At 57.8% G+C, this 21,870-nt stretch carries 19 protein-coding genes and 2 tRNA genes; 12 read left to right on the plus strand and 9 right to left on the minus strand.

All coding sequences use genetic code 11. The annotated features are described in order from the left end of the window. Positions 1–19: 19 nt before the first annotated feature. A complete protein-coding gene (gene nac / locus BJP61_RS08555; RefSeq protein WP_038862064.1) occupies positions 20–937 on the plus strand; it encodes a nitrogen assimilation transcriptional regulator NAC in 918 nt (305 codons plus the stop codon). A gap of 101 nt (positions 938–1,038) precedes the next feature. Further along, a complete protein-coding gene (gene cbl / locus BJP61_RS08560) occupies positions 1,039–1,992 on the plus strand; it encodes an HTH-type transcriptional regulator Cbl (RefSeq protein ID WP_075192428.1) in 954 nt (317 codons plus the stop codon). A gap of 41 nt (positions 1,993–2,033) precedes the next feature. Here the strand turns inward: cbl and shiA are convergent, their stop codons facing one another. From shiA to mtfA, 3 genes are all read right to left on the minus strand, one after another. Beyond that, positions 2,034–3,353: a shikimate transporter gene (shiA, locus tag BJP61_RS08565; protein ID WP_171999282.1), complete on the minus strand. Its 1,320-nt coding sequence runs from the start codon at positions 3,351–3,353 to the stop codon at positions 2,034–2,036. Between the two features lie 263 nt (positions 3,354–3,616). Beyond that, positions 3,617–3,692: transfer RNA gene (locus tag BJP61_RS08570), tRNA-Asn, on the minus strand. A gap of 101 nt (positions 3,693–3,793) precedes the next feature. After that, positions 3,794–4,591 carry a DgsA anti-repressor MtfA gene (gene mtfA, locus BJP61_RS08575; protein WP_161579178.1) on the minus strand — a complete coding sequence of 266 codons (798 nt, stop codon included), beginning with the start codon at positions 4,589–4,591 and terminating at the stop codon, positions 3,794–3,796. Between the two features lie 93 nt (positions 4,592–4,684). Here mtfA and BJP61_RS08580 point away from each other — a divergent pair. The 3 genes from BJP61_RS08580 (at position 4,685) to BJP61_RS08590 (ending at position 7,569) form a co-directional block, all read left to right on the plus strand. Further along, positions 4,685–4,774: transfer RNA gene (locus BJP61_RS08580), tRNA-Ser, on the plus strand. Between the two features lie 251 nt (positions 4,775–5,025). Further along, a complete protein-coding gene (locus tag BJP61_RS08585; RefSeq protein ID WP_171998150.1) occupies positions 5,026–5,745 on the plus strand; it encodes a YnfC family lipoprotein in 720 nt (239 codons plus the stop codon). Between the two features lie 282 nt (positions 5,746–6,027). Continuing rightward, positions 6,028–7,569: a sensor domain-containing diguanylate cyclase gene (locus BJP61_RS08590; RefSeq protein ID WP_038862351.1), complete on the plus strand. Its 1,542-nt coding sequence runs from the start codon at positions 6,028–6,030 to the stop codon at positions 7,567–7,569. Between the two features lie 11 nt (positions 7,570–7,580). Here BJP61_RS08590 and BJP61_RS08595 read toward each other — a convergent pair whose 3' ends face one another. After that, a complete protein-coding gene (locus BJP61_RS08595) occupies positions 7,581–8,483 on the minus strand; it encodes a LysR family transcriptional regulator (protein WP_075192432.1) in 903 nt (300 codons plus the stop codon). 123 nt (positions 8,484–8,606) lie between these two features. Here BJP61_RS08595 and BJP61_RS08600 point away from each other — a divergent pair, with 123 nt between their 5' ends. After that, complete coding sequence (locus BJP61_RS08600; RefSeq protein ID WP_161579175.1) at positions 8,607–9,473, plus strand: type 1 glutamine amidotransferase domain-containing protein; 867 nt, start codon at positions 8,607–8,609, stop codon at positions 9,471–9,473. A gap of 9 nt (positions 9,474–9,482) precedes the next feature. Beyond that, positions 9,483–10,277: an SDR family oxidoreductase gene (locus BJP61_RS08605; RefSeq protein WP_161579174.1), complete on the plus strand. Its 795-nt coding sequence runs from the start codon at positions 9,483–9,485 to the stop codon at positions 10,275–10,277. A 68-nt stretch (positions 10,278–10,345) separates the two neighbouring features. Here the strand turns inward: BJP61_RS08605 and BJP61_RS08610 are convergent, their stop codons facing one another. Further along, positions 10,346–11,872 carry an aryl-sulfate sulfotransferase gene (locus tag BJP61_RS08610; RefSeq protein ID WP_171998151.1) on the minus strand — a complete coding sequence of 509 codons (1,527 nt, stop codon included), beginning with the start codon at positions 11,870–11,872 and terminating at the stop codon, positions 10,346–10,348. 59 nt (positions 11,873–11,931) lie between these two features. Next, complete coding sequence (locus tag BJP61_RS08615) at positions 11,932–13,491, minus strand: bifunctional UDP-sugar hydrolase/5'-nucleotidase (RefSeq protein WP_075192482.1); 1,560 nt, start codon at positions 13,489–13,491, stop codon at positions 11,932–11,934. A gap of 149 nt (positions 13,492–13,640) precedes the next feature. Here BJP61_RS08615 and BJP61_RS08620 point away from each other — a divergent pair, with 149 nt between their 5' ends. Beyond that, positions 13,641–14,912 carry an IS1 family transposase gene (locus BJP61_RS08620; protein ID WP_171998152.1) on the plus strand — a complete coding sequence of 424 codons (1,272 nt, stop codon included), beginning with the start codon at positions 13,641–13,643 and terminating at the stop codon, positions 14,910–14,912. A 45-nt stretch (positions 14,913–14,957) separates the two neighbouring features. Here BJP61_RS08620 and BJP61_RS08625 read toward each other — a convergent pair whose 3' ends face one another. Further along, positions 14,958–15,197, minus strand: coding sequence for a DinI family protein (locus BJP61_RS08625; protein ID WP_038862092.1), 240 nt, complete (start codon positions 15,195–15,197; stop codon positions 14,958–14,960). A 149-nt stretch (positions 15,198–15,346) separates the two neighbouring features. After that, positions 15,347–16,471, minus strand: a complete 1,125-nt coding sequence (gene ompC, locus BJP61_RS08630; protein ID WP_038862095.1) for a porin OmpC — start codon at positions 16,469–16,471, stop codon at positions 15,347–15,349. A gap of 639 nt (positions 16,472–17,110) precedes the next feature. Between ompC and BJP61_RS08635 the strand changes: the two genes are divergently transcribed. Genes BJP61_RS08635 through BJP61_RS08645 form a run of 3 tightly spaced genes read left to right on the plus strand, consistent with a single transcriptional unit; the run spans position 17,111 to position 19,784 of the window. Next, positions 17,111–17,809, plus strand: coding sequence for a phosphohydrolase (locus tag BJP61_RS08635; protein WP_038862098.1), 699 nt, complete (start codon positions 17,111–17,113; stop codon positions 17,807–17,809). A 48-nt stretch (positions 17,810–17,857) separates the two neighbouring features. Continuing rightward, positions 17,858–19,303 carry a DNA cytosine methyltransferase gene (locus BJP61_RS08640; protein ID WP_237584633.1) on the plus strand — a complete coding sequence of 482 codons (1,446 nt, stop codon included), beginning with the start codon at positions 17,858–17,860 and terminating at the stop codon, positions 19,301–19,303. Then, positions 19,287–19,784: a very short patch repair endonuclease gene (locus BJP61_RS08645; protein ID WP_075192439.1), complete on the plus strand. Its 498-nt coding sequence runs from the start codon at positions 19,287–19,289 to the stop codon at positions 19,782–19,784. The genes BJP61_RS08640 and BJP61_RS08645 overlap by 17 nt, the downstream gene beginning before the upstream one ends. A 3-nt stretch (positions 19,785–19,787) precedes the next feature. On the opposite strand, the gene yedA is transcribed toward BJP61_RS08645, so the two are convergent. Continuing rightward, positions 19,788–20,699, minus strand: a complete 912-nt coding sequence (gene yedA / locus BJP61_RS08650; protein WP_161579171.1) for a drug/metabolite exporter YedA — start codon at positions 20,697–20,699, stop codon at positions 19,788–19,790. A gap of 178 nt (positions 20,700–20,877) precedes the next feature. On the opposite strand from yedA, the gene BJP61_RS08655 reads away from it, so the two are divergent. Further along, a complete protein-coding gene (locus BJP61_RS08655; protein ID WP_075192440.1) occupies positions 20,878–21,792 on the plus strand; it encodes a DUF808 family protein in 915 nt (304 codons plus the stop codon). Positions 21,793–21,870: the final 78 nt, after the last annotated feature.

Below are 21,870 nucleotides of genomic sequence, written 5' to 3' on the forward strand. Positions count from 1 at the left end.
ATTCCGTACAGGAGGCAAAATGAACTTAAGACGACTGAAATACTTCGTAAAAATCGTCGATATCGGTAGCCTGACCCAGGCGGCCGAAGTGCTGCACATCGCGCAGCCCGCGTTAAGCCAGCAGGTCGCGACGCTCGAAGGGGAGATGGATCAGCAACTGTTGATCCGCACCAAACGGGGCGTGACGCCAACGGAAGCCGGGAAAATCCTTTATGCCCATGCCCGCACCATTTTACGCCAGTGCGAACAGGCGCAGCTCGCCGTTAATAACGTCGGCCAGACCTTGCAGGGCCAGGTGTCGATTGGCCTCGCGCCCGGCACCGCGGCGTCTTCCGTCACCATGCCGCTGCTCCAGGCAGTGCGCGCGGAGTTGCCGGATGTGCTGGTCTACCTTCATGAAGACAGCGGTGCGACGCTCAATGACAAACTGCTGAGCGGTCAGCTCGACATGGCGGTGCTCTATGACCGCGCGCCGGTGGCCGGGCTGACCAGCCAGGCGCTGATTAAAGAAGATCTGTTCCTGGTCGGTACCCGCGATTGCCCCGGGCAGAGCGTGGATCTGGCGAGCGTCGCCCAGATGAATCTCTTCCTGCCGCGTGACTACAGCGCCGTGCGTAAGCGCGTGGACGAGGCGTTTTCGCTGCGTCGCCTGACGGCGAAAATCATCGGCGAAATCGAATCCGTCTCGACGCTCAGCGCCGCTATCGCGAGCGGGATGGGCGTGACGGTACTGCCGGAATCTGCCGCACGCTCGCTTGCCAGTTCGGCAAACGGCTGGCTCGCGCGTATTACCAGCCCGTCGATGACACTGCCGCTGTCGCTCAATGTCTCTTCGCGTCTGCCGTTAACGCCCCAGGCGCAGGCGGTGAAAGATATTCTGCTGTCGCTGGTGGCGCGCCCGGCGCTGGAAAACCGCGAGCTGATGCTGGTGGGCTAAGCGATATTCCGCCGTGGAATAACAAACCGCTTTTTATTATTTGTGATGCCCGCCGGGGGACTTTAACAATAGCGTCATGTTGACTGTCTCCTGGGGGCGCTGTGAATTTCCAGCAACTTAAAATTATTCGCGAGGCCGCAAGGCGGGATTTTAATCTCACCGAAGTGGCCAACATGTTGTATACCTCGCAGTCCGGCGTCAGCCGGCACATTCGCGAACTCGAAGAAGAGCTGGGCATCGAAATTTTCATTCGACGCGGCAAACGGCTGCTGGGCATGACTGAGCCTGGCAAAGCGCTGCTGACGATTGCCGAGCGTATCCTTAACGAGGCCAGCAATGTGCGCCGCCTCGCCGATCTCTTTACCAACGACGCCAGCGGCGTGCTGACTATCGCCACGACGCATACGCAGGCCCGTTACAGCCTGCCTTCCGTGATCAAAACCTTTCGGTCGCTGTTTCCTGACGTACGTCTGGAGCTTATTCAGGGAACACCGCAGGAGATTGAATCCCTGCTGCAAAACGGCACGGCGGATATCGGCATCGCCAGCGAACGTCTCAGCGCCGATCCTGGGCTGGTGGCGTATCCGTGGTTTCGCTGGCATCACAGTCTGTTGGTGCCAAAAGATCACCCACTTACACAGGCAAACCCGCTAACGCTTGAGGAGATCAGCCGCTGGCCGCTTATCACCTACCGGCAGGGCATCACCGGCCGCTCGCGCATCGACGAAGCTTTTAGCCGTAAGGGATTGATGCCCGATATCGTGCTGAGCGCGCAGGATTCCGACGTCATCAAAACCTACGTGGAACTAGGGCTGGGGATCGGCCTGGTGGCGGAGCAGGCGAGCGAAACCCGCGAAGAGAGCACGCTGACGCGCCTCGATACGCGGCATCTTTTCGACGCCAACACCGTCTGGCTCGGCCTCAAGCGCGGACAACTCCAGCGCAATTACGTCTGGCGGTTTATTGAGCTTTGCAACAACGGCCTGTCGCTTGATGAGATCAAGCAGCAGGCGCTGGAGCCTGCAGGCGAGATAGTGATTGATTACCAGATTTAACGGAAACGTCCCGCCAGCAAGCGGCTGGCGGGAATATTCGCTTAACGCGGCGGTGGGGCTTTGATAAACAGCGCCGTCAGCGCCGAGAGCAGGCAGCCCACCATCAGGTAGATAGCTACCGTATGCCACGCGCCGCCGGAAAACGTCAGCAGCGCGGCGGCGATAAACGGCGTAAAGCCGCCGCCTACCACGCTTGCCACCTGATAGCCGACCCCCGCGCCGCTGTAGCGATACCCTGCGCCAAACATCTCGGTAAACATCGGTTGCTGCACGCAGACCACCATGTCGTGGGCGATATTCGCCAGCATCAGCGAGAAAATCACCACGCCGAAGACAGAACGGGCCTCCAGCGCCATGAAGAAGGGGAACGCGCTCAGCGCGCCAAGTAGCGCGCCGGTAATGTAAATGCGCCGGCGGCCATAGCGATCCGCCATCCAGGCGAACAGTGGAATAGTCAGGCAGCTTATGCCGCCCACCAGCAGTCCGATATTGAGAAACAGCTCGCGCGGCAGACCGAGATTCTGCGTCGAATAGTTCAGCGCGAACGCGGTTACGATGTACATGGTCAGCAGTTCGCACAGCCGCAGGGCGATGATTTTCAGGAACGCGCCCGGATGACGGAGCAGCGCCTCAAATACCGGCAGCCGGTTTTTCGTCTGCGCAGGCTGGGCGGCCTGCGCGCGTTCGAACTCGGCAGACTCTTCCATGCCGTTACGTACCCACAGCGCGCCCAGCACCAGCACGATGCTGAACAGGAACGGCAGACGCCAGCCCCAGCTCAGGAACTGCTCGTCGGTGGTGAGCGTGCTGATAAGTGACACCAGACCTGTTGAGAGCAACAGCCCGACGCCATAACCCACCTGAATACCGCTGCTGTAAAACGCCTTTTTCCCGGCGGGCGCGCTTTCGACCGCAAGCAGCGCCGCGCCGCCCCATTCGCCGCCCACCGCGAAGCCCTGAATGGCGCGCAGCGTCACCAGCAGCGCGGGTGCCCACCAGCCGATCGTGGCGAACGAAGGCAGAATGCCGATACAGGCGGTGGCGATGCCCATCAGCCAGACAGTCATCATCAGCATCCGCTTGCGGCCCAGGCGGTCGCCGAAATGCCCAAAGATAATCCCGCCGAGAGGACGGAATAAAAAGCCGACGCCGAAGGTGGCGAAGGCGGCAAGCGTGCCCATCGCCGGAGAGATTTGCGGGAAAAACTCGCTGTTAAACACCAGCGCCGCGGTGATGCCATAAAGCAAGAAATCAAACCAGTCTACGACCGCGCCGGCGAAACTGCCCCAGGCGGCGCGGCGGGCGCGGTTGAATGCGGGCGCCTCTTCATCGGGGCGGGGAGTAATGAGCGTGGAGTCCATCGTTGTCCTGTCCATTCATCAACATTCTGTATTTTTATTGTTATTAAACCAGGGAAAAGGTTACTCACATGGGTCGCAGCAAAAGTCGGTACAGAGACTACAGCGACAGCCGCCAGGTGAAAACTCTTTTGCGCCGCAGATGGCGGGAAAGGGCAATTTGACTCAGGGAGACGGGATGTGCAGAGGATTATGCGGTGGGAAGGGGCACGGATAACGGATTCAGAAAAGCAAAAAGCCCGCTAAAAAGCGGGCTTTTTTGAATTTGGCTCCTCTGACTGGACTCGAACCAGTGACATACGGATTAACAGTCCGCCGTTCTACCGACTGAACTACAGAGGAATCGTGTGAACGGGGCGCATAATAATCATGCCCCGTATCGGTGTCAACGCAAAAAATTACGCTATGGATTCAAATGCTTAATTCTGCGTCAGTTTGCGGTTTTAATGTACCTGACGATCCTCGGTAAGCGTCACGATGTCATTCTGGCGCAGGCGCGGCAGCGGATCCTGACCGTAAAAATGGCAAAAGCGCTGCCACAGCGATGGAAAGCGCGGCGCGAAGAGCGCCGGCGCGCTGAAGAAATATTCCGAGAGTACTGCGAAACACTCCGCCGGATCGGTCGCGGCATAGGCGTCGATGCTGGCGGCGCTTTCGCCTACCAGATCTATCTCATCCTGAATATTTTCCATCGCGGCGTGCAGATCGTGCTCCCAGCCTGCCACTTCACGCAGCGGGATCAGCGGAATACCGCTCGCCCGGTCACCGTTGCGCATATCAAGCTTATGGGCCACTTCATGAATAATGAGATTAAAGCCGGAGGCGTCGAACGAGTCCTGAATATCGAGCCAGTTGAGGATAATCGGCCCCTGCTGCCAGCTCTGGCCCGACTGCACCACGCGCTGGCTGTGCACCAGGCCGATATCATCTTCCCATTCGTCATCCACCACAAACGGCGCGGGATAGATCAGCACTTCGTGGAAGCCATCGAGCCATTCGAAGCCGAGCTCCAGCACCGGCAGGCAAAAGAGCAGGGCGATGCGGGCGCTTTTCAACTCGTCGAGCTCAAAGCCCTGCAAGGGAACCAGCCGTTTTTGCTGTAAAAAGCGCCCGGCGAAGCGCACCAGCTTCTGCTGTTGATCGTCGCTCAGGCCCGCCAGAACAGGAATGGCGAGCGCCGCGTCCCAGGGAATGGGGGGCAGCGCGGCGGTTTCATTTGCTTTCCAGGGCCACTTAATCATCTTATTGCTCGCAAACTCGTCACTTGAACAAAATCGAAGAGGCAGGGACTGTTAAAATGCCAAAGATCCTGGCATCATGGCAACCTCAAGTACGGAGAGATGCCGGAGCGGCTGAACGGACCGGTCTCGAAAACCGGAGTAGGGGCAACTCTACCGGGGGTTCAAATCCCCCTCTCTCCGCCACTATTCAAACACTTACCGCCTCGCCTTTCAGTGATAACCATCCCGTTGAGAAAAAATGAGACCATTCGCGGCTAAAAACAGCACGCGCCTCTGTCTTTTGCCTGCGCTATTTTTACCTTTCTTTGCGTTTACTCTCGCGTTTAAGCGCAGTTGCTGAACAGGAATTTATCGGCTGACGCTTTTCGCATGAACTCGATCTGATAAGGCTATTCTGATATTTTTGTCTTTTCGCGACAAGGAAAGCATTGAACATGGCATTGATAAAAAGCGCGCTGGCGCTGACAGCAGGTTTTCTGGCTTTTAACGCACCGGCCGCTGAAAGCTATATCCCCGCATTATATAATTTCTCCGTCATGTATGATTTCAATCCCGTCAGAGGGCCTGTTAAAACACTGTCTGCCGACGTCCATAGTGAGACGGATAATTATACGGTGAAGGTGGCGCTTTCACCGCAAGGCTGTATCGAGACTTTTTCACGTACCGATAGTAATGAATATGGCAACGCCGTACTGGCGCGTCAGGGAAATACGCTGGCAGGCTCACTCAATAACAGCCCGGTGAAATATGTTTTTGACGAGAAATGTAATATCGTCAGCATGACCGATAACTACGGCATGAAAACTTTTCAGACCAACAGCGCAGGGCTGATTGAGCGGACAATGGCTAACGGACAACCGCTCTCCGTTTATCATTATACCGACAGCGGCAGCTTCGCCGGAAGTCAGTACTTTCTCAATGGCAAGGTCGCCAGCTATTCCGAAGTCGCTTATCGGGATGAAAAAAATAAGCCGCTGGATTTCAGTATGACCACGGTGTTCGGCGAGGAATATACCCTTGTTGGTGACGGGTCCTGCATTTACGACGCACGTAAAGTGCCTGTTGAATGCACGATAACCACAAAGAAAATCCATAATAATAACGTGGTGGAAGAACAGCATTATTCCGCGAAGATGGCCGTCACCTATTATTAAGCATCCATCCCTTTAACGGTCAGTAGGCTGTTGGCGTCAGACTTACAGCAGGCGGTAAGAGGCCCAATCATCACCCGCGCTGCTGATTGTTTTGCATAACGCCGGCTCAAAAGTGCCTCTCTGGCGCTATCGGTACTATTCTTACTGCATGATTCGCTGTAGATAATCCCCGGAATTCGCAGGCTTGTGCACGCCGGGCCGGAGAATAAAGGCCTGGCGGAGTTACTGATAAACTTCAGCCACATTAATGAAACGCGGCGGGATACGCAGGAGGTGGCATTCGTGCCTGACAAAAAGCAGTTTATCCGCATTTTAGCGCTTGATACTCCCCTGGGCCGCAGCCTGGCGTTTTTCCTGTTTATCCTGCTGGCAGGCAGCATCGCGGCCAATGCAGTGACACTCTATCTCTCCTGGGAGCGCACCGTCGCCGAGACCGAAAGTAAGGCTATCAATTTATCGCTTTCACAGGTGCGCCAGGCCGACGACACGTTTCTTCAGGCGGAGCTGACCTTGCAGGAGATCCGCCGCAATCTGGCCTACGGTTATCTGCCTGACGCCGAGCTGAATGCCTCGCTTGCCGAGCTGGAGCGGCGCTTGCCGCAACTTGATGGCCTGTTTATTTATGATGCCCAGGGCGCGTGGCGCAACAGCTCCTACGAGCTGGAACCCGCTGAGGCAAATATTGCCGGGCGCGACGATTTCCTCTATCACAAAGAGCATAGCTGGATGGGCGTGCATATCGGCCATGTGGTGCGCAGTAAAATCAGCGGCGAGCTGGTGATCCCGGTATCCCTGCGCATTAACGACATCACGGGCGGCTTTGCGGGCATCGTGATGGCCACGGTAAAAATGGACTATTTCCGCCAGTTCTACAGCTATTTTGAACTCACGAATACTGACATTCTCGCGCTGCTGCTGGTGGATGGCAAACCGCTCTACATTCGCCCGTTTGATGAAAGCGTGCTGAATAAAGACCTCTCCGCCAGCCCGCTCTTTACCAAAGTGTTGCTGCGCGCGCGGCAGGGGAGCGCGACCTGGCTGTCGGCGCTGGATAACGTCGTGCGGATTTACGGTTTTGCGCGCTCGACGCGCTACCCGATTGTCGTGGTGGCCGGCTACGATAAAAACAACCTGCGCGCGACCTGGCTGCGCAACAGCATCCCGGATTTACTGATCAACGGCGCGCTGCTGACCGCCATTATCCTGATGGGATTTGTGCTTTTCAGGCAGGTGCGGGTGAATATCCGCGACCGCAACGAACTCGCCACGCTGCGTGACGAGCTGGTGAAAATCAACCAGACGCTGCATTCAATGGCGATGATCGACGGCCTGACGGGGCTTGCCAACCGGCGACGCTTCGACGCTTTTCTTGAGCAGGCGCTGGCCGATTCCGCGGTCACCGGTCACCCCGTCTCGCTGATCCTCATCGATGTGGACTTCTTTAAACGCTATAACGACAACCGCGGACACGTGGCGGGCGACGCCTGCCTGCGCCGTATCGGCGGCGTGTTGCAACAGGCGTCATTCAACCACGGCGATCTGGTCGCCCGCTACGGCGGCGAAGAGTTCGCGATTATTCTCTCCGACGCCTCGCCGGACGACGCGCTGCGCATCGCGGAAAAAGTGGTCAGGATGGTCAGGGAAAAGGCGCTGCCGCACCCCGATACCGAACTGCCGGAAGGCGTGGTCACGATCAGCGCGGGCTGTTACAGCATGGTCGCGGACGGGCGCATGGAGTGCCTGACCTCGCTTATTAAAGGCGCCGACGAGGCGCTCTATCAGGCGAAAAGCACCGGGCGTAACCGCGCGGTTCGGCTGGCGTAACGGCGGCGCGCTTACCCCGTCGCCTGCTGCATAAACCGAATCAACGCCTCGCAGGCGGAGGAGAGCCCTTTGTGCGGCGCGTAAATCAGCGAAAAGGGGCGCGTGCGCCCGCGCGTGTGGCGCATTATCTCCCTCAGCAGACCGCCTGCCATTAATGGCCGCGCGATAAAATCGTAGGTCTGACAAATTCCCGCGCCGCTGGCGGCAAGAGATATCACGCCCAGAATGTCATCGGAAACCTGTATCTGGCCTTTGGGCGTCCACTCCACAGGCTGAGCGTTATCGTTCAGGCTCCAGCTGGCGATACGTCCGCTGCTCGGCATGATAAAGGGCAGGCAGCGGTGGTGCGCAAGGTCGCTTATATGCTGCGGCTCGCCGTGCTGTTGCAGATACGCAGGGGCGGCGACCAGACACAGCGGCGCGTCCTCCAGCTTGCGCGCCACCAGGCGGCTGTCCGGCAGCGTGCCCAGACGGATCGCCAGGTCATACCCTTCAGCCACCAGATCCACATTGCGATTGGTAATATTCAGCTCGACGGTTACCCCCGGATACTGTGCGGCGAACTGCTGCAACAGCGCCGGGAGGCGGTAATGCGCATAGGTGGTCGGCGCGCTGAGCCGTATATGACCGACAGTTTCCGCGCCGCGCCCCTGGATATCGCGCTCGGCGCGTTCAAATACGCTGAAAGCGCTGCACGCCTGTTCATAATAATGGCGGCCGGCCTGTGTCAGGCTGAGCTGGCGCGTGGTGCGCCTCATCAGCTGCACCCCGAGGCGCGTCTCCAGCCGCGTCAGCGCGCGGCTCAGCACCGAAGCCGTGGTCGCCAGCGCGATCGCCGCCGCCGTAATCGACCCTTTCTCAATAATCGTGACGAATATCTCCACATCGCTGAGGTGGGCGAAGCGTCGGCTCATTGTGTCTCCTGAAGAACAAATGATTGTCTCTGGCGGTAGTTTATCGACTTTTGAGGAAACACTACAGTGTGCCCATCCCGCAGCCCGGCCTGCGCCTCAACGATTATTACTCAGGAGCGCCTTATGAAAATTTTTCGTCACCTTGTTCTCACCGCCGCGCTTGGCCTCACCGCGCTGCATGCCCAGGCCGCCAGCGTGCTGGTGGTGTTATCCGATGCCGACCATCTGGATCTTAAAGACGGCAAAGTCTTCCCGACAGGGTTTTACCTCAACGAGCTGATGCAGCCGGTCAAGCGCCTGCTGGACGCCGGACATCAGGTCACGTTCGCGACGCCGAACGGCCGCGCGCCGACGCTGGATACCTCCTCTGATGACAAAATGTATTTCAACAACGATGAAACCGCGTGGCGCACGCATCGCGCGCTGCTTAACACGCTGAAGCTCACTTCACCTGACGCCTCGCCGGTCATCAGCCTGGCGCGCGCCGCGCAACAAGGCTACGGACAGTTTGACGCCATCTATATTCCGGGCGGTCATGCCCCGATGCAGGATCTGCTGACAAGCCCGGCGGTGGGAGACGCGCTGGCCGCGTTTCATGCCGCAGGCAAACCGACGGCACTGGTCTGCCACGGCCCCATCGCGCTGCTCTCCACGCTGCCGGACGCCCCGGCTTTTACCCGTAAGCTTGCCGAAACGGGCCGCGCGAATGCCCAGCCCGGCTGGATCTACGCGGGTTACCGCATGACGGTGATTAGCAATGCGGAAGAAGAGATAGCGAAAGGGCTGCTGCCCAAAGGCGGCGCGATGAAATTCTATCCGCAAACCGCGCTGGAGCAAGCGGGCGGCGCATTTAGCAGCAACAGTGAGCCGTTCACCGCGCATGTCGTCACGGATCGTGAACTGATTACCGGCCAGAACCCGGCGTCGGCATCCGGCGTGGCGCAGGAATTACTGGCACGACTGAAACCCACTTCTGTTGAACCTCATTAAGGAATTCATATGGATCTGCAACTGAACGGCAAAACGGCAATAGTCACGGCGGCGACGGCGGGAATTGGCCTGGCCATCGCCCGGCGGCTGGCGCAGGAAGGCGCGGCGGTGACCATTACCGGGCGCGACAGCCACAAACTGGCCGCGGCGGTGGCGGCGATTGAAGCCGATGCGCCCGCCGCGCGCGTCAGCGGCGTGCTGGCGGATGTCAGTACCGTGGAGGGCGTCGCCACGCTTACCGCCCACCAGCCGCAGACGGATATTCTGATTAATAATCTCGGCTTTTACGAGGCGACGCCGTTTGCACAAATTGATGACGAGGCGTGGCTGCGCATGTTTGACGTCAATGTCATGTCCGGGGTACGGCTCTCGCGGCACTATTTCCCGAGGATGCTTGAGCACAAATGGGGACGCGTCATTTTTCTCTCCAGCGAAGTGGGGGCCTTTACGCCGCCGGACATGATCCACTACGGGATGAGTAAATCGGCCCAGCTTGCGGTATCACGCGGCATGGCGGAGCTTACGAAAGGCACTGGCGTGACGGTCAACAGCGTGTTGCCATCCGCCACCCGCTCGGAAGGGATTATGGATTACCTGCGCCAGACGGCCCCGGCGCCGGGCATGACCGACGCGCAGATTGAAGCGCATTTCTTCGCGACGTATCGCCCCAGCTCGCTTATCGCGCGCATGATTGAGGCCGATGAAATCGCGGCGATGGTAGCGCTGCTGGCAAGCCCGCTGGGGGCGGCCTCTAACGGCGCGGCGGTGCGCGTCGAGGGCGGCACGTTCCGCTCGATTCTGTAGCCGCGCACTGGCCGGGGTAAAACCAAAAACAGGCTCGCATGCGGGCCTGTTTTTTTGCGTAAAAACGATCAGGCAAGCGCAAACGCCGTTGTCATTAACGATTGCAGTTCATCGCTGGCGAATAACCGCGCGCGATAACACTCGCCGGGGAATTCCGGGTAACCATGCAGCGCGCTGATCACATCATAAATCGTCGCGATGACATGGCCGGTCGGGTCGATAATAAAGAATGAGCGCGCGGCGTTCGTAAAAACCGTGTAGTAGTCGCCATAGTCGAAAACCGCACCCATAAAATCGCTTATCTGCGGAACCCGCGTTTGCGGCAGGGTGAGCGCCTCGCCCACTTGTTTAACGGTGCTGGTCGCGAGATCGACGGCGTAAAACAGCACCTGCACAGGCAGGGCGCGATAAGCGGTTGCAGTGGCGGCCTCGCTCATGGGGCGCACGACCGCCTTGCCGGTCGTATCCGCGCAGGAACGGTTATTAAACAGCGACAGGACAAATTTCCCGGTACTGATATCGCTTTTATCGCTGAAATACGCATTTTGCGTGACGAAAACCGTGTGCGCGCCATTATCGCGATCCGTAATTGTGCTGATATCCAGGCGCGGTGCGGGCAACGTTTGCGCGAACGTCGGGTTGTAGTTGCCGGTATCTGCTGACCATAAAATATGACCATCATCCGGCGAGATACCGAACGTCAGGCTTGTCGAGCGTGAATGCACAATAATGGCTTCGCTAAAGCGCTCGCTGGCAGGTATATGCGACAGCGAATTGAAATGTACATCGTTGGTGCCACTGTTATTCAGGATATTGGTGTTATCAAACTCGGCAGTGAAATTTTTCCGCCAGAGCATTTCACCGGTCCGATCGTCGAACTTCAGGATCCATGCGTCCTGACGCATCGTGTTGGTTGAGCGGTCCGGGAAGTCGCTGCCAATCATGTAAAGGTTGCCGGCGGTGTCCCACGCCAGATCGTGCGTGTTGGTATAGGCGTTGCCGTTTTCATCCCGCAGGGTAAATTCCAGCACCGGGTTGCCCAGAATATCGATTTTAAAAAAACGGCGGGCATACCAGTGTTCCTCTTCCTCACTGCCGATATAAAAATAGCCGTCGTGGGTGCGCAGCATCTGGTTGCGATAAGGCGCTTTATAATAGCAGCGCAAATCGCCGTTGCGGTCGTAGCCGTCGCAGAATGTCGTCATCAGCCAGCTGTTGCCCCAGACGCTGGAAAAAAGCGCCGGATCGGTCTGCTCAATATCCAGGTGAAATATCGTCTCGTCGCGATAAGTCTGATCCTCTGTGCTGATAATCAACGTATTGTCATAGGCGATATTGCCGTTTTGTTCGGTAAAAATAAGGCGAACTTCATTTGCGTAATGGGCATACAGACCTGTTACGGGTACTTTGATAATGCCGTCCTTTCCAGTCGTCCATTGATTGAAGGTGTAGGTAAACGGAATACTGCCAGGGCTGCCCGCGCGCGCCGCAACGGTATAGGTAAAAGTAACGGGCGAATCGGTGCGAAAACTGACATACGCCGCCAGCTGGTTATTGGCCGGGGCCAGTTCTGTTTGCAAATGTACCATCGTCATAATCATCTCCTTTGTTAACGATAAAAATCAGGCGGGCGAACCGCCGCGCCTGATGTGACTCATCCCTGGGGGGTTGCTTTGCTCACCCGCATCTCCTGCACCTGCGCGGCGACGATGGTATTGCCTTTTTTGAGGTAATCGATCACCGCGTCAGAGAGGTTATAGCCGCCGTGTACCTGTTTATTTTTCCCGGCGTTGAAATCGGTAAAACCATCGCCGCCGGGCGCCAGGAAGCTATTGGTCGCCACCCGGTAGGTCGCGTCGTCAGCGATCGGTTTGTCGTTAAGGGTGAACTGTACGACGCGCTGGCCTGCGGGTTTCGCCGGGTCATAACGCATCATTACGCCTTTTGAGGTCTGCAATACGCCGTTGGTCAGCCCCGCGCTATGCTCCATCAGGCTGCGCAGCTGCTTGCCTGTCAGATCCATCACCGTCAGCTCGTTGGGGAAAGGGAAGGCGCTGATGATATCGCCATAGGTGATTTTGCCGGCGGCGATATCATCGCGCAGGCCGCCGGAGTTGGTAAGCGCCAGTTGCGCGTCAGGTGCGGCGACCATCATCGCGTCGGCAAAAAGGTTGCCGAGCGGCGACGATTCGCCATAGGCGCGCGTCAGCGCCACCGGCGTTTCGCCCACCTGCTGGCGCACCGTTTCAGCGAGCTTTTTATTCCAGCCGTCAATGCGCTGCTGCGTCGTCGGGTCGGGCGTAAATTCATCGGCATACAGGGTCTTAAGTTCAAACTGTTTCACCTTGTAGCCGTGCTGGCCGGGCTTAACATCCATCACCAGTTTGCCGATATTCACGCCGCCGCTGTCGGTGGACATAATCAGCGTGTCGCCCACTTTAATCGGCTCCGGCGTACCGGTATGTGCATGGCCCGTAATCAGGAGATCCAGCCCTTTCACCTGGCTTGCGGTCTGGATATCTTTATTCAGGGCCCGCTTAACGTCTTTATTGCCAAGGCTGGACTGACGGCCCGGCACGCCTTCGTGGACCAGGGCGACGGTGACGTCCACTTTGCCGCGCAGCTCGTCGATATAGTGCTGGAGCCATTTCACCTCGTCGCGCGCCTCAATGCCCTGGCGCATCGATGACGAGACGGTGTCGTTAAACGCGAAAACGCCATGTAAGCCAATAACGCCGATTTTCACGCCCTCTTTTTCCAGAATGACATAGGGCTTATTCCAGAAGGGCATCTTGCTGTTCTGATAAAACACATTGCCCAGCAATACGGGAAATTGCGCCTGGCTTAACTGCAGCAGCGTATTATCCCAGCCATGATCGAATTCATGATTACCGACCGAGGCGGCGTCAAGCGACATCGTATTCATAATATCTATGATCGCCTTGCCTTTCGTCAGGCTGCTGATATACGGCCCGGTGAAATAGTCGCCCGCATCAAAATAAAAGGTGGCTTTATTGCGCGCTTTCTCCTGCTTCACCAGCGCGGATATTGTCGCGAAGCCGCCGACGTCGCGCTGGCCATTCGCAATCCACGGCACTTTATAAGGCTCGACATGCGCATGCAGATCGTTGGTATAAATCACCGTGACGTCCTGCGCCAGCGCCGGTAATGAAAGCCCGGCCGCAATCAGAAAAGCTAAAAAATTTCGTTTCATCATAATTGCTCCTTAATAACGGAAGGGAGATGCCATCGTGCCGGGCTATTTTTTTCCGCGCGCCCGGGGGCTTTTGTGATACCTCGCACAAACCGTTTTCGCCGGGCTTTTCAGAATGCGGCAACTGACAAAATAAGTGGGTAAGGGAAATGGCGGCAGGATTGCTGGTGAGGCTCAATGTGTGTAAAAGCTGGGCATGCCCGAATTTAGGCGTGCCGGACGCGATGGATTATCAGCAGCCAGTCTACCGGCTGGGATATCCGGCGTTACACTGCGCCCGCTGCGGCAGCCTGCCGCCGCTTTTTAATGAGCCGCTGTTTAACGGCTGGTTTTCGCGCTTTCTGGCACAGAAATTAAAACAGAGCGGGACGGGGTGTCCGCACTGCGCCAGCGCCCTGACCATCCGCTACGGCACGACGCAAACCGGCCGCCAGCGGTTGCAGTGTCGCGCGTGCCGGAAAATCTTCACGCCCTGGCAGCCGGGGGATAAAGCGCTGCGCCATATTCAGGCATGCCTTGCAGCGCTGGCGCGCGGTGAAACGGGAGGCGATCGCGCCTGCTACCGCACGCTGGCGCAGGCGGCGGACTGGTGCGAAGCGCGGCTGGTGGAGCGTGCGCACCGCGCCGCGCATATCGCCACGCAGACCTTTACCGTGCCGATGCAGGGCGAACATCCGCAGCAGCCGCTGTATGTGGTGCTGAGCGCGGATATCGTGACCGGGCAGGTGCTGCAAGTCACCTCCAGCTACTGCGAATGGAAACCGCACGAGGCGCTGCGTTATCCTGGCGGCGAAGCGGTTCATCCAGCCCTGCGACTCTGCGGCGCGCTACGCGTCAGGGAGCAGGAGGCGCAGTTTATGCGCCGCCGTCAGTTTGACGACATCCGCTATGGCGACGCCGCGCTATGCCGCAACGATCCAGGCGCGCTGCTGCGCCCGGCTATCGTCATTCATGGCCATTTTCAGTGGTTGCGACGCCGGTTTCCGGAGGTGCTATCGCACAGCCTGGCGCACGAATGTGTGCTGCGGGGTGCTGCGATCACGGCCTGGGCTGCGCAGGTGAGCGCCGGTAAAACGCAACTGCGGTTTGTGGTGGAAGAGACGCTTAATGAGAGGGCGGCAGGCGGCGCGTATGTGCATCGCGGGAGCTGGCGGATCGGCTGGTGGAATAATCTGTGGCAGCAGTGGGAGAACGGCGCGACGCGCAAGATGATCGGCATGCTGACCGGTGAGGACGATCCAGGCGATATCCCGACGGTTTCGCTACAGGCCTGTATGGCGTTTACCGACTGGTTGCGTCTTCAGCCCGGCGTGGCGCGCTGGGGTCACCATCGCGCGGGGGTGGTCAGCCAGCAGCTGATATGTCTGGCGTACCGATATAATCAGCAGTTAATGGCACAACGCACGGCAGAGCCACGCTGACGCCAGGCGATAAAAAACCCGCGGCGGGCGGGCTTTTTATTGCGCTTATTCGTTCACCAGCCACATATCGGCTTCATCGAACATCTCTTCCAGCATCCGGTTCAGCTTTTCGCGATCGTTTTTATTGGCGTCGGAATTAAGCCCGTTCGTCTGCATTGGCTTAACACGCACGTCAGCATCCGGGAAGATGCGATGCACGCGGCGGGTCAGCTCGGCCAGAATAATGTCGCGCGCGCCGGGCAAGCCTGCGACATTGCGTTTGTCATAAACCAGTTCAACAAACATGGAAAACTCCACAGTATGGATATATATACAGTCCTGGCACACTATAGCGCCCGTCCGTCATCCGGTAAAGGGGAGAGTGCAGGCGCGCGCGAAGAAGCCGCAAAATAAAAAGGCCCGCACGCGGCGGGCCTGAAAGGGCAGAAGCGGGATCAGAACTGATACACCATGCCGATGCCGACAATGTCATCGGTGGCGATGCCGTTGTCTTTATAGAAGTCGTCATCCTCATCCAGCAGGTTGATTTTGTAATCGACATAGGTGAGGAAGTTTTTATTGAGATACCAGCTGGCGCCGACATCCGCGTATTTCACCAGATCGTTATCCTGGTACTTACCGGCATACCACAGGTCTTTACCGCGGGATTGCAGGTAAGCCAGCGACGGACGCAGGCCAAAATCGAACTGATACTGCGCCACGATTTCGATGTTCTGCGTTTTGTTGGCGATGCCGACGCTGTCGCCATACGGCGTCATGTTGCGGGTTTCAGCATAAGTCGCAGCCAGATAGATATCGTTAGCGTCATATTTCAGGCCGGTCGCCCACGCGTCAGCGCGATCGCCGCCAGCGACGATGGTGTCGCCACGGCCATAGTTGACCTGTTTCTCGGTACGATCGGCGGTGGAGTAGGCGGCGGACGCGCTAAAGCCCATCCCGAAATCGTAGGTGGTAGAAAGACCGAAGCCGTCGCCGTTCTGGCTCTGCACGTCGTGACCGCTGGCGGTGCCTTCGTTGCCGTTGCCGTCATCTTCGTTATTGCCCTGGTATTGCAGCGCGAAATTCAGGCCGTCTACCATGCCGAAGAAGTCGGTGTTGCGATACGTAGCCATCCCGTTGCCGCGGCCAACCATATAGTTATCGCTATAGGTGTAGGAGTCGCCGCCGAACACCGGCAGCATATCGGTCCAGGCTTCAACGTCATAAATCACGCCATAGTTACGGCCATAATCGAAAGAGCCGTAATCGCCATATTTCAGACCGGCGAACGCCAGTTTGTTATAGGAGGTGTTGCTGTCTTCGGTGCTGTTGGCCATGATTTTGTAGTTCCACATGCCATAGCCGGTCAGCGCGTTAGTGATTTGGGTTTCGCCTTTAAAGCCGAATTCCAGATAGGTGCCGTCGCCATCATCGCCCGGGTTATCAGAAAACGTGTGACGCGCATCGACTTTGCCGAACAGGTCGAGTTTATTACCGTCTTTATTATAAACTTCTGCGGCGTTGGCAGCGCCTGCTAACAATAATGCGGGTACAACAAGAGCCAGTACTTTTCTTTTCATTATCAATTTCCTTATCGTCATAAATAATATAAATGAATGGTGTAAATGAATGACGTAGCGGAGTATCGTCCGCGGCACGCATATTAGCAGAATGAAAAATCGCCACAAAAATTATTTTCCATCATTGCGCTTTCTTCTTTTTAAATAATTCATGGTGTCTATTTAAATTTATATTTCATTGGCTTGGTAAATAGATTAAAACAGGAATAAATGTTGTTGAGAAAAACACTCTTCCATAATCAACAGTCGCAAGGCCCGTCACGCCAGCGCTGATGCGATGCCTCGGCGATAATAAGAGTGAGATCCGCGTTGAGGATAACGTTAAGATAATTGCCCCTTGAACGATTAAGGCGATAACTATTTTTCGGAAAACAGAAGGGGTGCGAAACCGGATAAATAACCGCTTCACAACGGTAAATTTATCATCTGCGCTAAAAAACATTCTCTTATGCGTCAGGTGTCCCTGATGCCACTGCCGCACGTTATGAACGCATTATCTTATTAATATTACTTGCAGGCAGAGCGCATATCACACGGCAAAAAGGAGCGCGACGCCGCGCGCAAAGGTGCGCAAACCATGCTAATTTTGTGATCTGCATTACAGAAACAAACCGGGTGTCCCGCGCAAAAGGAGTCTCTATGTCGCTAACCCACTGGCAGCAGCGTTTTGAAGAATGGCTGCATCACAGCTGGAATCAGGATGATAAAGCCCATGATGTCGCGCACTTTCGCCGCGTCTGGAAAACGGCTCAGCAGATCATGGCGGGCAGCGAAGCTAACCGACGGGTCGTGCTGACGGCCTGTTATTTCCACGATATCGTCAACCTGCCGAAAAACCATCCGCAGCGCCATCTGGCCTCGACGCTCGCGGCGCAGGAGACGCTGCGCATTCTGGAAACCCACTTTCCTGATTTTCCGCGTGAGGAGTATGACGCCGTAGCCCACGCGGTGCGGGCGCACAGCTTCAGCGCAGGCATCAGACCCGAGACGTTCGAGGCGAAAGTCGTGCAGGACGCCGACCGGCTTGAATCCCTCGGCGCGATTGGCCTCGCGCGCGTCTTTTATGTCTCAGGCGCGCTGGGCCGGGCGCTGTTTGACAGTGACGATCCGCTCGCCAGCGATCGCGAGCTCGACGATACCGCCTGGGCGCTCGATCACTTCCAGAAAAAGCTGCTGACGCTGCCTTCCACCATGCAAACCGAGGCGGGCAGAGCGCTCGCGCGGCATAACGCCGATTTTCTCGTTCACTATATGGCGAAGCTCTGCGCCGAGCTTAAAGGCGACTACTGCCAGCTCGACGAAGCGGTACTGCGCCGCTTTATTCAGGTGACGCCTTAACCGCAGCCCCGGCCCAAAGTGTGTTACTCTGTCAGATATTGGATCTGTATGGCTAACGCAATGCTCGAAAATCACTCTGTTATTGAGGACGTACTGACGGGCGCGGAGGATGACGCCGCCCCCGCGCTGAGCGCGCACGCGCTGCTGCAAAAAGTGCTGGAGATTTACGACACCAAAACGCTGGTGGCTATATTAAACGACGTCGGCGAGAAGCGCTGGAGCCGCGCCCGGCTGAAACGCCAGCAGCTTCACCCTGACGGCGCGCGCCTCAGCCCCGGCGAATACCGCCGCCTCCTGACGCTGCTCCCCACGCCGCCGCGCCATCATCCGAACTACGCCTTTCGCTTTATCGATCTTTTCGCCGGTATTGGCGGCATTCGTAGCGGCTTTGAAGCCGCGGGCGGCCAGTGCGTCTTTACCAGCGAGTGGAATAAACACGCGGTGCGCACCTACAAGGCCAACTGGTATTGCGACCCGCAACAGCATCAGTTCAACGAAGATATTCGCGATGTGACGCTAAGCCACCGGCCCGATGTCAGCGACGAGGCCGCCGCCGAGCATATCCGCGCGCAGATCCCGCAGCACGACGTTCTGCTGGCGGGCTTTCCGTGCCAGCCGTTTTCGCTCGCTGGCGTCTCGAAGAAAAACGCGCTGGGCCGCGCGCACGGTTTTGCCTGCGAAACGCAGGGCACGCTGTTTTTCGACGTGGTACGCATTATCGCCGCGCGTCAGCCCGCGATTTTCGTGCTGGAAAACGTGAAAAACCTTAAGAGCCACGATAAGGGCAACACGTTTCGCATCATCATGCAGACGCTGGATGAGCTGGGCTATGAAGTGGCGGATGCCGCGGAGATGGGCCCGGACGATCCGAAAATTATCGACGGCAAACATTTTCTGCCCCAGCACCGCGAGCGCATCGTGCTGGTGGGCTTTCGCCGCGACCTGAATCTGCATGAGGGGTTTACGCTGCGCGCGCTGCCGGAATTTTACCCGGCGCGGCGACCGGCGTTTGGCGAGTTGCTCGACCCGACCGTGGACGCCCGCTACGTGCTGACGCCGACGCTGTGGAAATACCTTTACCGTTACGCCCAGAAACATCAGGCGAAGGGCAACGGCTTCGGCTATGGGCTGGTGAATCCGCTGAACCCCTCCAGCGTGGCGCGCACGCTGTCGGCGCGCTATTACAAAGATGGCGCGGAGATCCTGGTCGATCGCGGCTGGGATAAAGCGCTTGGCGAGAAAGATTTTGACGATGCCATCAACCAGCAGCGTCGCCCGCGCCGCCTGACGCCGCGCGAGTGCGCGCGCCTGATGGGCTTTGAAGCGCCGCAGGGCCACGCGTTTCGAATTCCGGTTTCCGATACGCAGGCCTATCGCCAGTTTGGCAACTCGGTCGTCGTGCCCGCGTTCGCAGCGGTCGCGCAGCTGCTGCGTCCGCGCATCGCGCAGGCGGTGCGCCTGCGTCAGGAGAAAACCGATGGCGGACGTTCATAGCAAAGCCATTCGCAGTAAAAACATGCGCGCTATCGCCACCCGCGATACCGCCATCGAAAAGCGGCTCGGCGCGCTGCTGACGGAGCAGGGCTTTACCTTCCGCGTCCAGGACGCCGCGCTTGCCGGGCGTCCGGATTTCGTGCTCGACGACTACCGCTGCGTCATCTTCACCCACGGCTGTTTCTGGCATCACCACCACTGTTATCTCTTTAAAGTGCCCGCCACCCGCACCGAATTCTGGCTCGATAAAATCGGCAAAAACGTGGCGCGCGATAAACGCGATGTGGCGACGCTGCTGGCCGGGGGCTGGCGGGTGCTGCTGGTCTGGGAATGCGCGTTGCGAGGGCGCGAGAAGCTTTCGGACGCGGCCCTCGCCGAACGGCTGGAGGAGTGGATTTGCAGCGGCGGGGCGCATGCGGAGATAGACTTCCAGGGCATTCACGCCCGGGAAGGCGAGCGGCCCGCGCCGCCCGCTGGTTAAGCGTTACTTCTCGACAGGGCAGGGTTTCACCACCGGTTTCCCCGGCAGTAAATATTTGCCGAGCGTCACCAGCAGCACCGCCAGAATAATCACCCCAAGCGCAAGCCATTCGACAGATGAGAGGCTCTCGCCGCCAAAACCGGTGCCGAGCAGCACCGCCACCACCGGATTCACGTAGGCGTAACTGGTGGCGACCGCTGGCGAGACGTTGCGGATAAGATACATATAGGCGCTGATGGCGATAACCGAGCCAAACAGCGCCAGATAACCTACCGCCAGGAAGCCGGAGAGATCGGGCATGGCGGTCATCCGCTCGCCGGTAAGCAGCGAGGCCACTAACAATACCAGGCCCGCCGCGAGCATCTCAATCGCGCCCGCCATCATCCCGACAGGCAGTTCAATGCGCGAACCGTAAACCGACCCAAACGCCCAGCTTAGCGAGCCAATAAGGATCAGCAGCGCGCCCCACGGGTTGCCGCTCAGGTTGCCGCCGCTGTTTAGCAGCACGATACCTGCAAGACCGATGGCCACGCCGAGCCACTCCAGCTTGCGGGTCTGAATGCCGAAAAAGCGGCTGAACACGAGGGCGAACAGCGGTACGGTCGCCACCATCACGGCGGCGATGCCGGAAGGCACATGCTGGTGCTCGGCGACCGTCACGAAGCCGTTGCCTACCGCCAGCAGCAACACGCCAATCAGCGCCGCGTTCAGCATCGGGCGGCGCGCCGGCAACTTATGGCCGGCCAGCAACAGGACACTCAGTAGCAGCACGCCCGCGCAGAGAAAGCGCACGCCCGCCATCAGAAACGGCGGCCAGCTTTTCACGCCGACCGCTATCGCAAAATAGGTGGAACCCCAGATGATATACAGCGCGAACAGCGCGCCCAAAAGCGGTAAAACTCGACCGAAACGCATACTCCCTCACGACGTGAAATAAAGAACGCTTATAGTGAACGCTAAAATTATTGCAGAGGCGAGGTTTTTAATTGTTTCGCTTAAGTTAATTTTGCGTTGACAGAAGGTGGTAGTTTCAGGGTTCAGCCTTTTGCTCCATACTTAACTCTCCAGAATCACAACACGAAGGAATGAAATTTTGGCCGGAAGTAGTTTATTAACGCTGCTGGACGATATCGCCACGCTGCTGGACGATGTCTCAATGATGGGAAAACTCGCGGCAAAAAAGACCGCAGGGGTGCTGGGCGACGATCTCTCCCTTAACGCGCAGCAGGTCACCGGCGTGCGCGCCAACCGCGAGCTGCCGGTGGTCTGGGCCGTGGCGAAAGGCTCGCTGCTCAATAAAGTGATTCTCGTGCCGCTGGCGCTCATCATCAGCGCCTTCGCGCCCTGGGCGATTACGCCCTTGCTGATGGTCGGCGGCGCGTTTCTCTGTTTCGAAGGTGTGGAAAAAGTGCTGCACAGCCTGCACGCACGCAAACATAAAGAGACGCCGGAGCAGAAACAGCAACGTCTCAATGAGATAGCGAAACAGGACCCGAAAGTTTACGAGCGCGATAAAGTCAAAGGTGCAGTGCGCACCGACTTTATCCTCTCGGCGGAAATCGTCGCCATTACGCTTGGTATCGTGGCGGAAGAGCCGCTGTTAAGCCAGGTGCTGGTGCTGAGCGGCATCGCGCTTCTGGTCACCATTGGCGTGTACGGTATCGTCGGGGTTATCGTGAAGCTCGACGATATGGGTTATTGGCTCGCCGATAAGCGCTCGGCGCTGGCGCGTGGCGTCGGTAAAGGGCTGCTGGTCGCGGCGCCGTGGCTGATGAAAATTCTCTCCGTTCTCGGCACCGTCGCGATGTTTCTGGTGGGCGGCGGTATTGTGGTGCATGGCGTCGCGCCGTTGCATCACGCCATCGAACACTGGGCACACGGCCTCGGCGGTGTTGGTGCGGCGGTGATGCCGACGGTGTTGAACCTGGTGCTTGGTTTTATTATCGGCGCCGTGGTGCTGGCGGTGGTCAAGTTTATCGGGCGGCTGCGCGGTAAACCGGCACACTGAGAATAGTCCTGATTATTTAACGACCACAGGCGAAAATCGCGCGCGTTGACTATCTTCTGAATGTTTTCACACTGATAA

This window comes from Cronobacter sp. JZ38 (genome assembly GCF_008932145.1).
GTDB lineage: Bacteria > Pseudomonadota > Gammaproteobacteria > Enterobacterales > Enterobacteriaceae > Cronobacter > Cronobacter muytjensii.

Bases quoted from the DNA above. Each gene is read 5' to 3' on its own strand.
- BJP61_RS08640 (WP_237584633.1), top strand. From the start codon at position 17,858: ATGGCTAACGCAATGCTCGAAAATCACTCTGTTATTGAGGACGTACTG.
- BJP61_RS08610 (WP_171998151.1), bottom strand. From the start codon at position 11,872: ATGACGATGGTACATTTGCAAACAGAACTGGCCCCGGCCAATAACCAG.
- BJP61_RS08595 (WP_075192432.1), bottom strand. From the start codon at position 8,483: ATGAGCCGACGCTTCGCCCACCTCAGCGATGTGGAGATATTCGTCACG.
- nac (WP_038862064.1), top strand. From the start codon at position 20: ATGAACTTAAGACGACTGAAATACTTCGTAAAAATCGTCGATATCGGT.
- BJP61_RS08635 (WP_038862098.1), top strand. From the start codon at position 17,111: ATGTCGCTAACCCACTGGCAGCAGCGTTTTGAAGAATGGCTGCATCAC.
- BJP61_RS08625 (WP_038862092.1), bottom strand. From the start codon at position 15,197: ATGTTTGTTGAACTGGTTTATGACAAACGCAATGTCGCAGGCTTGCCC.
- BJP61_RS08585 (WP_171998150.1), top strand. From the start codon at position 5,026: ATGGCATTGATAAAAAGCGCGCTGGCGCTGACAGCAGGTTTTCTGGCT.
- mtfA (WP_161579178.1), bottom strand. From the start codon at position 4,591: ATGATTAAGTGGCCCTGGAAAGCAAATGAAACCGCCGCGCTGCCCCCC.
- BJP61_RS08620 (WP_171998152.1), top strand. From the start codon at position 13,641: ATGGCGGCAGGATTGCTGGTGAGGCTCAATGTGTGTAAAAGCTGGGCA.
- BJP61_RS08645 (WP_075192439.1), top strand. From the start codon at position 19,287: ATGGCGGACGTTCATAGCAAAGCCATTCGCAGTAAAAACATGCGCGCT.
- BJP61_RS08605 (WP_161579174.1), top strand. From the start codon at position 9,483: ATGGATCTGCAACTGAACGGCAAAACGGCAATAGTCACGGCGGCGACG.
- BJP61_RS08615 (WP_075192482.1), bottom strand. From the start codon at position 13,491: ATGAAACGAAATTTTTTAGCTTTTCTGATTGCGGCCGGGCTTTCATTA.
- ompC (WP_038862095.1), bottom strand. From the start codon at position 16,471: ATGAAAAGAAAAGTACTGGCTCTTGTTGTACCCGCATTATTGTTAGCA.
- BJP61_RS08600 (WP_161579175.1), top strand. From the start codon at position 8,607: ATGAAAATTTTTCGTCACCTTGTTCTCACCGCCGCGCTTGGCCTCACC.
- shiA (WP_171999282.1), bottom strand. From the start codon at position 3,353: ATGGACTCCACGCTCATTACTCCCCGCCCCGATGAAGAGGCGCCCGCA.
- yedA (WP_161579171.1), bottom strand. From the start codon at position 20,699: ATGCGTTTCGGTCGAGTTTTACCGCTTTTGGGCGCGCTGTTCGCGCTG.